The sequence below is a fragment of the Prauserella shujinwangii genome, assembly GCF_003001955.1.
In the GTDB taxonomy this organism is placed as follows: domain Bacteria; phylum Actinomycetota; class Actinomycetes; order Mycobacteriales; family Pseudonocardiaceae; genus Qaidamihabitans; species Qaidamihabitans shujinwangii.
Genome location: NZ_PVNH01000002.1, coordinates 527,232 through 540,220, shown reverse-complemented (window position 1 = coordinate 540,220; position 12,989 = coordinate 527,232). Strand labels below are relative to the sequence as shown.

Annotated in this window: 11 protein-coding genes; 1 reads left to right on the top strand and 10 read right to left on the bottom strand. The window is 73.0% G+C overall.

The features are described from left to right. Positions 1-5: 5 nt before the first annotated feature. From B0I33_RS05945 to B0I33_RS05935, 3 genes are read right to left on the bottom strand one after another with little or no spacing between them, the layout of a single operon-like run. A complete protein-coding gene (locus B0I33_RS05945) occupies positions 6-884 on the bottom strand; it encodes a carbohydrate ABC transporter permease (protein ID WP_106177505.1) in 879 nt (292 codons plus the stop codon). Continuing rightward, a complete protein-coding gene (locus B0I33_RS05940) occupies positions 881-1,720 on the bottom strand; it encodes a carbohydrate ABC transporter permease (protein ID WP_106177504.1) in 840 nt (279 codons plus the stop codon). Before B0I33_RS05940 ends, B0I33_RS05945 begins: the two co-directional genes overlap by 4 nt. A 2-nt stretch (positions 1,721-1,722) precedes the next feature. Next, positions 1,723-3,027, bottom strand: coding sequence for an extracellular solute-binding protein (locus tag B0I33_RS05935; RefSeq protein ID WP_106177688.1), 1,305 nt, complete (start codon positions 3,025-3,027; stop codon positions 1,723-1,725). Positions 3,028-3,100: 73 nt separating this feature from the next. On the opposite strand from B0I33_RS05935, the gene B0I33_RS05930 reads away from it, so the two are divergent. After that, positions 3,101-4,264 (top strand): ROK family transcriptional regulator, encoded by a 1,164-nt coding sequence (locus B0I33_RS05930; protein WP_106177503.1) that lies wholly within the window; start codon positions 3,101-3,103, stop codon positions 4,262-4,264. Between the two features lie 54 nt (positions 4,265-4,318). Here the strand turns inward: B0I33_RS05930 and B0I33_RS05925 are convergent, their stop codons facing one another. The 7 genes from B0I33_RS05925 to B0I33_RS05895 all read right to left on the bottom strand — a co-directional run bounded on the left by B0I33_RS05925 (position 4,319) and on the right by B0I33_RS05895 (position 12,972). Next, complete coding sequence (locus tag B0I33_RS05925; RefSeq protein WP_106177502.1) at positions 4,319-5,839, bottom strand: helix-turn-helix domain-containing protein; 1,521 nt, start codon at positions 5,837-5,839, stop codon at positions 4,319-4,321. Next, positions 5,836-6,912, bottom strand: a complete 1,077-nt coding sequence (locus tag B0I33_RS05920) for an S-methyl thiohydantoin desulfurase family protein (protein WP_106177501.1) — start codon at positions 6,910-6,912, stop codon at positions 5,836-5,838. The genes B0I33_RS05925 and B0I33_RS05920 overlap by 4 nt, the downstream gene beginning before the upstream one ends. An 18-nt stretch (positions 6,913-6,930) precedes the next feature. After that, on the bottom strand, positions 6,931-8,043 hold the full coding sequence (locus B0I33_RS05915) for an S-methyl thiohydantoin desulfurase family protein (protein ID WP_106177500.1): 1,113 nt from the start codon (positions 8,041-8,043) through the stop codon (positions 6,931-6,933). Continuing rightward, entirely contained in the window at positions 8,040-9,104 is a 1,065-nt protein-coding gene (locus tag B0I33_RS05910) for an S-methyl thiohydantoin desulfurase family protein (protein ID WP_106177499.1), read from the bottom strand. Before B0I33_RS05910 ends, B0I33_RS05915 begins: the two co-directional genes overlap by 4 nt. Before the next feature lie 2 nt (positions 9,105-9,106). Further along, a complete protein-coding gene (locus B0I33_RS05905; RefSeq protein ID WP_106177498.1) occupies positions 9,107-10,657 on the bottom strand; it encodes a hydantoinase/oxoprolinase N-terminal domain-containing protein in 1,551 nt (516 codons plus the stop codon). Positions 10,658-10,718: 61 nt separating this feature from the next. Further along, the gene (locus B0I33_RS05900) at positions 10,719-12,053 is read right to left on the bottom strand and encodes a purine-cytosine permease family protein (RefSeq protein WP_106177497.1); all 1,335 of its coding nucleotides are present in this window, start codon (positions 12,051-12,053) and stop codon (positions 10,719-10,721) included. A 106-nt stretch (positions 12,054-12,159) separates the two neighbouring features. Next, entirely contained in the window at positions 12,160-12,972 is an 813-nt protein-coding gene (locus B0I33_RS05895) for an ArsR/SmtB family transcription factor (RefSeq protein ID WP_106177496.1), read from the bottom strand. Positions 12,973-12,989: the final 17 nt, after the last annotated feature.

Sequence of the window (12,989 nt, the reverse complement as noted above, 5' to 3'; positions counted from 1 at the left end):
GCGGTTCATCGCAGCGTCGTCCCCCACAGGTTCAGCAGGTACCTGCGCATCACGAAGATGAACAGCAGCGCGGGCAGGATCAGTGCGAACCCGCCCGCGAAGCGGTAGGCCACCGAGGCTTCGGCCAGCGACGTGAGGACCTGTGCGGGCAACGTGCGGTGGCCGAGGGTGACGACCGTGGCGCCGAGCAGTTCGTTCCAGGACAGGACGAACGTGAAGATCGACGAGGCGGCGAGGCCGGGTAGCGCGAGTGGCACGACCACGCGGCGCGCTGCCTGCCAGCGGGTGCAGCCGAACACCTGGGCCGCCTCCTCCAGGTCCGCGGGCACGGACACGAAGATGCTGGCGGTGATCAGGACGGTCGTCGGCAGGGCGAGCGCGGTGTGCACGAGCGTCACCGCGAGGACGGTGTCGTAGACGTCCAGCCGCAGGAACATCGTCGCGAGCGGTACCGACAGCACCACGATCGGCAGGGCGCGCACCAGGAGGATGAACATCTGGTAGGCATCCTTGCCGCGAAAGGCGTGCCGGGCCAGTGCGTATCCGGCAGGCGCGCCGACCACCAGCGACCAGAACACGGCATAGAGACCGGCCAGTACCGAGTTGCCGAGCGCGGGTAGCGTGCCGGTCGCCCGGAGGAACGACAGCAGGCTGTCCAGGGCGAACTCGCTGGGCACGAGCGGCTTCGGGAACTCGGCGAGCGCGGCGCGGGAGGACACCGCGGCGAGTCCGATGAGGACGATCGGCAGCGCCATGAACAGGCTCACGGCCACGCAGGCGGCCTGGACTCCGGTGGCCCTCAGCCGGGCGCGGCGCAGCGGAGCGACGTCGACCGGTGGCAGCATCGGGGCCGGGCGGACCGGGTCGCGCACGTCGATGGTCATCGGGCTCCCTCCGGCTGGCGAACGGTGCGCAGGTACAGCAGCGCCGTGCCGAGCGAGAGGGCGAGCACGACGAGGGCGACGGCGCTGGAGACCGCGGGGTTGCGCAGGTTGACGTACCACTCGTAGGTCTCGCCGACCAGCAGCGGGAAGTCGCGGCCGGTCAGCGCCTGTGCCACGGCGAAGGCCTGCAGTGCGAGGATCGTGCGCAGGATCAGGGCGACCTGCAGGCTGGGCATCAGCAGCGGGAGCGTGACATGCCGCAGCCGCTGGCCGAGGCTCGCGCCGAACACCTGCGCGGCCTCGTCGTAGTCGCGCGGGATGACCTGCATCCCGGCGACGACGATGACGAACACGAGCGAGGTGGCCCGCCAGATCTCCGCGATCACGACCGTGAGCAGCATCGTGGTCGTGTTCTCGTAGCTCAGCCACTGCACACCGTTCTCGGACAGCCCCAGCGACACGAGCAGCGAGTTGAGGTAACCGCGGTTGTCGAACACGGACAACCAGACCAGGCCCGCGGCGAGCTCCGAGATCGCCAGCGGAACGCACCACAGGTAGAAGTGCCCGCCGATGAACCGGGGCCTGGCCTGGACGAGTAGTGCCATCCCGATCGCCAGCGCCAGTTGCACCGGTAGGACGATGACGATGAGCAGGACCGTGTTGCGCAGCGCGGGGAGGAAGTACGGGTCGGTGAGCAGCCGCTGCCAGTGCGCGAGCGTGAACCCGCCCTCGTCGCGGAACGCGGCGAGCACCGCCTGTACGAGCGGCCAGCCGAACAGCGCGGCCATGAGGACCAGGGACGGCAGCAGGAGCAGCCAGGGGGAGCGCGACCGCATCGTCACGACACCTCACAACGTCCGGCGGGTGGGTCGGGTGCCCAGCAGGGGACCCGCAACTCGTCGAGGATGCCCTGCAGCACACGGGCCTGGCCGTCCAGTGTGGACCGGATCGGCGCGCCGTCGAGCACGATCGACCGGAAGGTGTCCTGGAAGACCTTGCTCACCTCCCCTTCGCGTTCGCCGAGCCCGACCGGCGGCAGCGAGAGGATCGCGTCCTCGGCGTCCTGCTGGCGGCGCACGGCTTGGGCCTCCATCGCGATCGCCGGGGAGAGGTCGTCCGGCAGGTCGGCGGCGACGGCGGGGAAGAAGCTGTTGGAACGCAGCAGCTCCACCTGGGTGCGCGGCAGGCTGAGCGCCTCGATGGTGCGCCGGGCGAGCTCCGGGTCGGTGCTGCCCTTCGGAATCGCCATACCGGCGAGCACGGCCATGTACCCGAGCCCACGCGGGCCCCGTGGGCTGGGCAGCATCCGCCAGCTGTCCGGTCGCTGCCGCGGTGCCGAGACGAGCCGGACGACGTGGTCCCAGGCCAGCCGGACCTCCCCGCTCTCCATGGGTTCCTGCATGAAGTCGTACGTCGTGCTCGACGGGACGCAGTTCGCCCACAGCTCCCGCAGGTACTCCCACGCGGTGACGGCCTCGGCGGAGCGGAACGTGGTGATCTGTCCTCCGGTGAAGGAGGGCAGCAGGTAGCCCTGCGTGAAGCGGTGCAGCAATCCCTTGGGCCCCGCGGGGAGGCCGAGCACCGGGCGGCCCTCGGCGCGCCGCGCGGCGACGGCCCAGTCGAGAAGATCGTCGTAGCTCAGTGCGGCCGGGTCCACTCCGGACGGCAGGTTTTCCAGCGCGTCCTGGTGCGCCGCGAGGATGTAGCTCGCCGTGGCCCACGGGACGTACCACGTGCGGTCGGAGCCCGCCCTCGCCAGTTCCAGGTAGTCGGCGGGCCAGCGGTGGTCGCCGAGCCGAGCCAGCACGTCGGTGACGTCCTCGAGGTAGCCGTCCGCGAGCGGCGCGAGATCGCCGTGCAGCCCACCGAGCAGCCCGATCCGCGTGGCGCCCGCGTCGACCTGACTGCGTACCTGGCCTGCGAACGGGCCCTCCTCGATCGTCACGTAGCTGACCCCGGAGATCGTGCGGGCGAGCAGGTCGCGGAAGCGCTGCGCCTCGTCGACCGGGCGGAACTGCGTGGAGAGGAACACCATGCCGCCGCCACCCGTCGTGGCGAAACCCGTGCAACCCGCGGCCAGCGCGGCGGCGCCGAGCCCGGCCGTGCGCAGCACCGCCCTGCGGGAGACGGTGATTCGCGGCATCCGGACCCCCATTGTGGTGAATTCACTTCTGTCAAGGCGCTTAACGTAAGTGGAGGTGCGGCATCCTGTCAACATGCCCGACCCAGGTCCGTCGTCTGCCGGACACGTGCTCGCGGTCCTCCGCGCCGAGGGCCCGCTGACCCGGCACGAGTTGCAGGAGCGCGTCGGGCTCTCCCGCGTGACGCTCGTGGAGCGGCTCGACGCCCTGCGCAGGGCGGGACTGCTGAGCCAGGCCGGGTACCGGGAATCGAGCGGCGGGCGGCGCGCCGAGGTGCTGGCGGTCAACGACAGCGGCCGCACCGCGCTCGTCGCCGACCTCGGCCAGAGCCACGCGACGCTCGCGGTCGTGGATCTGCGTGGCACCGTGTTCGCCCGGCGGGACCTGCGGCTGCCCGCGCGGCACGAGCCCGCCGAGGTCGTGCCGCTGCTGATCGGGACAGGCCGCGACCTGCTGGCCGAGGTGGGACGTGCCGGATCACTGTGCGCGATCGCGTTCTCCGTGCCCGGGCAGATCGATCACGTGCGCGGGGTCACCGTCGCGCCACCGACGATGCCCGGCTGGAACGGCAGCCCGTTGCGGGACCCGTTCACCGAGGAGTTCGGGGTGCCGGTCCTGCTGGAGAACGACGCCAACGCCCTCGCGCTCGGTGACTACTACGCGATGGGCAGACCGGCCGCGACGCTCGTCGGGGTGAAGGTGGGCACGGGCATCGGGTCGGGCGTGGTGATCGGGGGGCGGGTGCACCGAGGCGAGACCGGAGCCGCGGGCGAGATCGGGCATATGCGCATCGAGGGCAGCGAGCAGCGCTGCACGTGCGGGCGACGGGGCTGCGTCGCGGCGAGCGCGAGCGGCCAGGCACTGGTCCGGCAGCTGAGGGAGACCGGGGTGCGCTCCGTCGACGACGTGGTCCGCAGGGTCGGCCAGGGCAGGCCCGAGGCGGTGCGGGCGGTGCGGTCGGCGGGCCGCCTGGTCGGTGTCGTGCTGGCGACCCTGGTGACCATCGTCAACCCGAAGTACGTACGCCTCGGCGGCGCCGTCGGGGTGCTCCCGCCGTTCCTCGACAGCCTGCGCCGGACCGTGGAGACGCACGCGCAGGAGAGTGCGCTGCGCAAGCTGGACATCGCCGCCTCCGGACTCGGGGAGAACGGGGTCATCGTGGGGCTGGCGGGACTGGTCGCCGACGAGATGCTCGCCGCCGCCACCGTGGACGCCCTTGTCAGCGGGCAGCGTTCCTGACGCCCGCCCGCCACCCCGGCCGGGAGGCGCGCTCCGCGCCGCGGCGTTGTCCGCTCACGAGTCGGCGAGGGTCACGGTGCGGCAGGCGAGGTGCAGGGCGAGCCGCTCGTCGCGGTGCCGGAGGTCGACCCCGAGCTCCCGCTCGACCCGTTCGATGCGCGCGGCCACCGTGTTCCGGTGCACGCCGAGCACCGCGGCCGTCTCGGTGATCGACGACTCGGCGTCGAGGTAGGTCGCCAGCGTGCGGACCAGGTCGCCGGGCTGCCCGCGCAGCGGCGCGAGCAGTGCCCGCGCGGCGGGCTCGAACGTGTCCGTGCGCGTCCACTCCAGCAGCAGCTGCGCCATGCCGAGCTGGTCGACGTGCAGGAACGTGCCGGACTCCGGCCGGGTCGCGGCCAGCCGGGCCGCGTCGCTCGCCTCCGCCACGGTCGCCGCGAGCCCGTCCGGCCCGGCATGCGGCCTGCCGACGCCCATGTGCGCGCCCATCGTCGCGCGCAGCTCGTGGTGCGCGGCGCGCAAACGCTTGCCCAGTGCCCGGACCCGCGTCGCGGTGGGCTCCTCGTCCACCGTGATCCAGGCGGTCCAGCCGTCCCCGTGCTCGACCACGATCGCGTCGATGTCCACCGCGCGCAGCGCCCGCGTCACCTCGGCGCCCCTGGCCACGTTGTCCACGGCGGACGTGGTGCCGATGCGGATGCCCACGTGCCAGCCGCCGAGCCGCCAGCCCGCGTCGGCCGCCCGGCGGCGCAGGTCGTCACCGGGCTCGCCGTCGATCCGCAGCAGGTCCCCGAGCAGCGCCGACCGGGCCCGCGCGTCGCGCTCCAGCTCCAGCCGGTGGGTCAGCAGCCAGCGTTGCGCCGCGCCTGCCGCGACGGCGAGCGCCTGCGGCACCGACTCGGCCCGTTCCGCGGCGGCGCCGCGCAGCTCGGTGGCCAGCCACAGGGCGGGGCGCGGGGCCGAGGGCAGCGGGACGGGATGGGCGAGCAGCACGCCGTCGTCGAGTGCGACGCGTTGCGGCACCGGTTCGGCGACCCGCACCAGGCCGGGGTCGCGGAGCTCACCCGCCACCGGTGTGCCGCCGTCGTCGAGCAGTGCCACCGGGGCCCGCAGCACCGTCGCCAGCGCGGTCACCACCTCCTCCGGCGGGCGCGGGCGCTCGCCGAGCGCCCGGTGCGTGGCCAGCACGAGCTCCGCCCGGTCCAGCTCCGGCTCCGCCAGCAGCAGCCGCGCGGCCACGAGCAGGTCGAGCGGTTCGCTCGTCGCGGTGAGCAGCGGCACGGCGAGCCGGTCGGCGAGGCGGCGGGTGCCCTCCAGCAAGGCGGTGGCGGGCAGGAGAACGCCCGCGCCCGCCGCGTCGGCCACCCGACGCAGCAGCGCGTCGATCCGCCAGTCGCCCTGCGGCATCGGGCCGGTGGCCACGACCAGTTCGCCCGCGCCGACGGTGTGCTCGGGGGAGAGGTCGCTCACCGGCCGGGGCAGCGCCACCGTCCGGTCCAGCCCCTCGGCACCCGCCATCACGCGCACGGTCCCGGCCCATTCGGGCAGCGCGAGCAGCCTGCGCACCGGGACGCTCATCGCAGCAGCACCGGGTCGGAGTCGATGCCGTAGGCGCGGGGCCGCAGGGCGGGCGCGTGCCGCGGGTCGGTCCAGAACCCGGCGGCGGGCAGCTGGAGCACCGCCACCTCGGTCCCGTGGCGCAGCACCTCGGTGGAGATCGGCACGCACGTCCTGCGGTCCAGCACCGCGAGCACGTCCGGAGTGGACGCCACGACCTCGCCGTCCCGCAGGGCGAGCAGGTACTCGTTCTCCATCTCCAGGCGCAGCAGCGAGCGGGTGGCGTGGTCGGTCACCGTGACGCTGCCCCGGCCGAACCCGGGCCTGCCGTGCTCGCCCGGCCCCATCCGGTGCGCCACCTCCAGCACCCGGCCCAGCGTCAGCACCCGGCCGCCGGTGGCGGCGGCCAGCCGGTCCGCGCCGGGACTCTCCCCCGCCGCGAGCACCCGGCGGCCCAGGTCCAGCGCCCCGCTCGTCGTGCCCAGCACCGAGCAGCCGGGCAGGTCCCCGGCCAGGATCGGGGCGAGCGCCAGCACCGCCCAGCCGCCGGAGCCGGTGAGGAACGACCGCACCGTGCGCTCGATCTCGGCGGGAGTGCCGTCGGCGAGCACCAGCACCTGCCCGCCCGGCTCGGCGAGCGCCACCGGGGCCAGTCCCCGCCCCGCGGCCGCCACCGAGAGCTGGTCGAGCCGGGGCAGCCCCCGCCCCGACAGGTCGGCATCCACATAGGACAAGCGGAGGTCGGCGGCCGCGGCGAGCGGGAGCACCCCGTTCAGCCCGCCCACCTCGATGGACATCAGCGCGTCCGCCCGTTCGCCCGTCCAGCGCTCGATCGCGGCGACGGCCGCCCGGAACTCGCCCCCGCCGGGCAGCTTCTCGGTGAACACGGCCGTCGCCCCCACCAGACCGAGCGGCACCACCCGCGTGCCCGGCGGCAGGTCTCTCGCGGCGGTGAGCCGGACCGCGCCGCCCGCCGCGTCCGCCAGCCATCGGCGCAGCAGTGCGGCCGCGGTCACGGTGTCCCCGCCGCCGCCCGAGCCGAGCAGCGAGACCCCCCGTTCGAGGGCGGGCACGTCGGCGAGGTCGATGCGCATGCGGACAGTCTGCCCAGCTCAGCCGTCCGGCGGGAAGTCCGCGAGGTACTCGACCGGGCGGAACTCGTACGGCAGGCCGAACGCGCCGGGCCCGAACACGGCCAGCGCCTCCGGGGTGCGCATCAGGCCGGGGGTCGAGATCCCGACCACGGTGACCCGCTGGCCGTAGCGCAGGGTCTCGGTGGTGATGGGCTCCGCGCGCTCGGCGTCGAGGACGCACACCAGGTCGGGCACCACGCAGCGCGGCTCGCCATCGACGAGCGCCACCAGGTTCTCGTTCTGGAACTCCAGCTCCAGCTTGTGCTCCCCGGTGAACGACGTCGCCGCCGCCCGGCCCCGGGCGAACCCGGCCTCGGTGCGCCGTTCCACGTCGGTCAGCTTGCCCCGGAACAGCACCCTGAGGTGGGGGTAGAGGGTGCCGCCCAGCGCCGAGGCGAGGTGGGCGATCGGGTCCGCGGCCCGCTCGCGGGCCTCCCGGATGGCCCGGCCGACGGTGAGCGCCAGCGTCAGGGTGCGCGGGATCGCGGTGCGCCGCACGTCGCTGCCGCGCATCGCGTACTCGGCGATGTGCGCCACCCCGCCCAGCCGGATGGTCACGCCCCTGGCCAGCCACTCCATGTGCCGGTTGTCCGGCCCCGTGTCGATCACCGTGGTCTCGCCACGCTCCCCGGCCACCGCCATCGGCGAGCCCGGCACGCCGTACACGCCGAACGTCTCCATCTGCAGCTCGGGAAACGCGCGGCCCATGCCGTCGGCGTCCACCACGGGCAGGCCCGTCCGCGCGGCCACGACGAGCGGGATCATCGAGTTGATGCCGCCGCACTCGATCGGCATGGTGGCCGTGGCCCTGCGGCCGAGGTGCGTCTCCAGCGCGTGCAGGGCCGCCACCGCCTCGGTACCGCGCGGCAGCTTCTCGAACACCACCGTCGGCGCGCCCATCTGCGCGGTCGGGATCACCAGCGCGTCGTCGGCCAGCTCGTCCGGGTCGAGCACCGTCACCGGGCCGTACTCGCGGATCGCCTCCCGGACGAGGAGCCTGCCGACGTAGGGGTCGCCGCCACCGCCGGTGCCCAGCACGGCGGCTCCCCGTGCGAGGTCGGTGAGGTGCGCCTCGGTTAGCAGCCAGCTCATCGGGCGACCTCGTACCCGAAGTACGCGGGGCCGGCGAGCGCCAGCCCTTCCGGCGAGTGCCAGCGCGGGTCGGCCGGTGCGGCGATCACGGTGAGCCGCTGGCCGTACCGCAGGCTCTCGGTGGTGACCGCCTCGCCGGACTCGCGGTCGAGCGTGCAGACGAGGTCCGGCACGGCCGCGACGGTCGTGCCGTCGCGCTCGGCGACCAGGTGCTCGTTCTGGAACCGCAGCACCAGCTCGGCACCGGTGTCGCCGTCCATCCCGGCCAGCGTCGCCTCGCCGCGTGCGAAGCCGGTGACGGTGCGGCGCACCACGTCGGTGACCTTGCCGGTGAACAGCCGCCTGCCGCCGAGCCGGGCGACCACCGCGTCCACCGGGTCGCGGAACCCGGCTCGGGCGGACCGGACGAGCGCCCCCAGTTCGGCGCACAGGGACAGCGTGCCGGGGACGAGCGAGTCGCGGGCCTGCGCACCCGTCATGGCGTAGGTGCTGATCATCGCCGAGCAGCCCATGTCGATCGTGGCGCTGCGGGCCAGCCGTTCCGCCCAGTGGTTGTCCACCGTGTCGAGGACGCCGCGGTTGCCTTTCTCGTCGGCGATCGCCATCGGCGTGGCCCGGATGCCGTACAGCGTGGGCAGCACCATCTGGATCTCGGGGAACGCGCGGCCCATGCCGTCGGCGTCCACGAGCGGGAGGCCCAGCTGCGCCGCCGCGGCCACCGGGATCAGCGAGTTGACGCCCCCGGCCTCCGCGCAGGCGACGTGGGTGAGCTCGCGGCCGAGGTAGGTGGCCAGGGTGGTGGCGGCGAGGCCGATCTGGTCGACCGAGGGCAGCTTCTCCACCATGACCGTCGGCGCGCCCATCATCGCGACCGGTAGCACCGCGGCGCCGGGCTCCAGCTCGCCGAGGTCCACCAGCGGGACCGGGCCGTGCTCGCGCAGCGCGGCGGTGGCGAGCAGCCGTCCGATGTAGGGGTCGCCTCCGCCACCCGTGCCCAGTATCGCCGCGCCCCGGCTGATGTCGTCCAGATCGGACAGTGTGATCTCGCGTGTCGTGCCCATCTTCAGCCCCCCAGCTGCAGGTCGCCGACGGCCTTGACCCTGATCCGGGTGGCGTTGCCCGGCAGGTAGGGAATCGGTACCTCGTCGAAGTCGACGATCTCCACAGTGGACGGGCTCGCTCCCGCGGCGACGGCGCGGTCGACGGCCTCCTGCTTCGCCTCGTCCACCACCGAGTCGCGGTGCCCCGGCTCGATCGCGTACACGCGGTCGACCTCGCCGCCGATCTGCGCGATGGCGGCGCCGATCGCGTTCGCCACCGCGTAGTGCTCGGGACGGTGCACCTCGCCGGTCCCGGCCAGCTCGTCGGGCAGCAGGATCGACCCGCCGCCCACCGCGACCACCGGCAGCGGCTCGGCGGACGTGCGCATCCGGTCCACGGCGTCGGCCGCGTCGGCGGCAATGCGGCCGAGCGCGGCCCGCACCAGGTCCGGGTCGAGGTGCGCGACCCGCTCCGGATCCCCGATCGCGACGCGCCCCGCGGCCACGGCGATGTCGGTCGCGGTGAGGGTGTCGCCGCCGAACACGAGCGCCTTCGCCGTCAGCTCGTAACCCACCGACCGCGGGCCGACGGCGACATCGGCGGGCTCGCCGGTGACCAGGCTGCCACCGCCGATGCCGATGGAGAGCACGTCGGGCATCCGGAAGTTGGTGCGGATACCGGCGACGCTGACGTCGGTCGTCGCCTCCCTCGGGAACCCGCCCGCGAGCACGCCGATGTCGCTCGTGGTCCCCCCGACGTCCACCACCGCGCACGTGTCCAGTCCGGACAGCACGGCGGCACCGCGCATCGAGTTGGTCGGTCCCGAGGCGAACGTGGCGACGGGGTAGCGGCGGGCGAAGTCGACGTCCATCAGGGTGCCGTCGTTCTGGCTGAGGTAGAGCGGCGCGGTGATGCCCGCGCCGCTCACCGAGGACGCCAGCCCGTCGACGATGTGGGCCGCCAGCTCGCGCAGCGCGGCGTTGACGACGGTCGCGTTCTCCCGTTCGAGCAACCCGATGCGGCCGATCTCGTGGGACAGCGAGATCGCGACGCCGGGCAGCTCGGCGGCGACGATCTCCGCAGCCCTGGTCTCGAACTCGGCGTTGACCGGCGAGAACACCGAGCTGATGGCCACGCTGCGCACTCCGGCCCTGCCCATGTCCTCGGCGGCCTTGCGCAACTCGCCCTCGTCCAGCTCGGCGATGTGCCTTCCGTCGAACTCGTGCCCGCCGTGGCAGAGGTAGGCGCGTCCGGAGATCGCGTCGACGAGGCGCCGCGGCCAGTCCACCATCGGGGGCAGCGAGGCCCCGGCGGGCAGGCTCAGCCGCAGGGCCGCCGTCGGGGCGAGCCTGCGTGCCTCGACGAGGGCGTTGATGAAGTGGGTGGTGCCGATCATCACGGCCCGCACCGCGGCCGGGTCGAACGCGTGCTGCCGCTGCAGCTCGCCGATCGCGGTCACGATGCCGGACGTGACGTCCTCGGTGGTGCTCGTCTTGACCGCCGCGAGCACACGGCGGCCGTCGAGCAGGACCGCGTCGGTGTTCGTGCCGCCGACGTCAATGCCGATACGCACTGGAATCCAATCTCCTTCACCGCTCGTGAGTGTTCCGCGTGGTTCTAACCACGTTTTTCACTCACGAGTGTTGACCTGCGGGAACGGGTTCGGCGTCGGAGGTACGCCTGGTACCGACCCCGCGGACGAGACCGAGCTTGCCCGCGACGACGTAGAGCGCGAACGCGACGACGAGCGAGTTGACGCTCGGCAGGCCCCATTCCACGAACCTGCCGACGAGCGCGGCCGCCAGCCAGATCGCGATGGTGGCCGGGACCCAGTTCGGCGCGGACTCCGGGACCGTGCCCGCCGCCCGTGCCGAGTCCAGCGCGTCCCGCCAGCGGCGCACGACGAAGTACTCCGCGACCATGATCCCGGCGATCGGCGGGAACGCCACGCCGAGCAGGATCAGGAAGTCGGTGAACCTGTCGAGGATGCCCACGGCGGCCAGCACGCTGCCCACCACACCGATGACGGCGGTCGCGACGCCGCGATGGACGTGCTTGCCGAACACCGTGCCCACGAAGTTGACCACGCCGAGGCCCGACGAGTAGAGGTTCCAGTCGTTGATCTTCACGGTGCCCGCGATGATCACGAGGATGCCGACCCAGCCGACCGAGGACGTGACGATCGTCGTGATGTCGGCGGTGCGTACCGCGTGCGCCAGCAGGACGCCGGAGAGGCCGATGACGTACTCGCCGACCGTGATGCCCACCAGGGTTTGCTTGACCACGTCGCCGACCGAGCGGTTGAAGCGGGTCATGTCGGGCGTGATGACGGCGCCGACGATGAACCCGCCGGCGACGAGGGTCGTCCCCTGCAGCAGCGACAGCTGTGGCCCGGCCGGCGCCGACGACACCAGGCCGCCGAGGTCGTGCCTGGCCAGCTCGGACGTGATCGACCAGCCGACGAGGATCAGGAACGCGGGCACGGTGACGTAGGCCGTCCAGGCCATCGAATGGAAGCCGCGCAGCACGATCGCGGTGACGATCAGGCCGAACACGAGCGCCCACGCCCACTCGGGCAGCCCGCCGACGAGCGCGACCAGGCCCTGCGCGGACACCGCGGACTGGATGCCGAACCAGCCGATCAGGCTGATGCCGATGACCAGCCCGATGAGCGCCGAGCCGGCGCGCCCGAAGCCGGTCCAGCGGGCGAGCATCGACGTGGACAGGCCCTCGCGCACGCCGATCACGCCGACGAAGATGGCGACGATCTCGAGGATCACGGCGCCGAGCGTGAGGGCGAGGAAGGCGTCCCAGAAGTCCATGCCGAAGCCCAGCGTGGCGCCGAGCAGGAACTGGCTGAGTGCGGAGACCTGCCCGAACCGCTGCACGGCCACCGACCACCAGGAGTACCTGGCGGTGGCGGGAACGCGGGTGAGGGCGTAGTCGTCGACACCGACGGACGAGGCCATACCGACCTCCTTTGCGACGGGGCGGAAAGGGTTAGCCGGTACCGTAAGCACCGGCCCCCCGCCCGTCAGTGTGCGAACCGCACAGTCGATGGCCGTCCGGAGTGCATCATGCCCGGTTGGCGGTCTCCCTCGGCGGCTCGGGCAGTGTCTCACCGGTCTCCAGCAGCGTCTTCAGGCCGGAGAGCAGGTGCGGCCAGCCCTCGCCGACCATCCCGCGCAGCGCGCTGTCCCCGCCGAACCCGTCGTGCACGACGGTGAGTTTGACCTGATCGCCGAGCGGTTCGAGCTCAAAGGTCACGCGCGACCTCGGTTCCGCCTGGAGCCGGGCGAGCAGGTCCGCGCTCACGCCCGCGCCCTCGGCCCACTCGGGGGTGAACGTGTGCCAGGTGTAGGAGAGGCGACGCGGCGGGTCGGACTCGAGCACGACCTGTTCCGGGTCGGTGATCCGGTGACCGTTCTCCTCCCACGTCATCGGGGATCCGGCCGCCCACCCGCTCTCGAAGGACACACCCCAGTAGCGGCGGGTGAACGCGGGATCGGTCAGTGCCTGCCAGAGCCGCTCCGGGCCGGTCCTGATGTAGGTCGTGTAGACGAAGGCGTCGTCGTTCATGGCTGTGTTCTCCAATGCCAGCTTCAGGTCGGCGAGCGCACTGGCCCGCTCGCGGTCGTACCGGCCGATCCAGCGTTCGGCGATGGCGTTGATCGGTCCGGCGTCGAGGTAGTGCAGCTTCTCCCGCCCCCGCTTGCGGGTCGTGACGAGTCCCGCGGCCTCCAGTACCGCCAGGTGCTTGCTGACGGACTGCCGGGCCATGTCCAGTCCCGCACAGAGCTCACGCAGGCTCTGGCCGTTGCGCTCGTTCAGCCGGTCCAGCAGCTTGCGCCTGCTGGTGTCGGCCAGCGCCTTGAACACCGCGTCCATCTCGCCATCCAAACATG

Bases quoted from the DNA above. Each gene is read 5' to 3' on its own strand.
- B0I33_RS05920 (WP_106177501.1), bottom strand. From the start codon at position 6,912: ATGCGCATCGACCTCGCCGACGTGCCCGCCCTCGAACGGGGGGTCTCG.
- B0I33_RS05925 (WP_106177502.1), bottom strand. From the start codon at position 5,839: ATGAGCGTCCCGGTGCGCAGGCTGCTCGCGCTGCCCGAATGGGCCGGG.
- B0I33_RS05930 (WP_106177503.1), top strand. From the start codon at position 3,101: ATGCCCGACCCAGGTCCGTCGTCTGCCGGACACGTGCTCGCGGTCCTC.
- B0I33_RS05915 (WP_106177500.1), bottom strand. From the start codon at position 8,043: ATGAGCTGGCTGCTAACCGAGGCGCACCTCACCGACCTCGCACGGGGA.
- B0I33_RS05900 (WP_106177497.1), bottom strand. From the start codon at position 12,053: ATGGCCTCGTCCGTCGGTGTCGACGACTACGCCCTCACCCGCGTTCCC.
- B0I33_RS05910 (WP_106177499.1), bottom strand. From the start codon at position 9,104: ATGGGCACGACACGCGAGATCACACTGTCCGATCTGGACGACATCAGC.
- B0I33_RS05895 (WP_106177496.1), bottom strand. From the start codon at position 12,972: ATGGACGCGGTGTTCAAGGCGCTGGCCGACACCAGCAGGCGCAAGCTG.
- B0I33_RS05935 (WP_106177688.1), bottom strand. From the start codon at position 3,027: ATGCCGCGAATCACCGTCTCCCGCAGGGCGGTGCTGCGCACGGCCGGG.
- B0I33_RS05945 (WP_106177505.1), bottom strand. From the start codon at position 884: ATGACCATCGACGTGCGCGACCCGGTCCGCCCGGCCCCGATGCTGCCA.
- B0I33_RS05940 (WP_106177504.1), bottom strand. From the start codon at position 1,720: ATGCGGTCGCGCTCCCCCTGGCTGCTCCTGCTGCCGTCCCTGGTCCTC.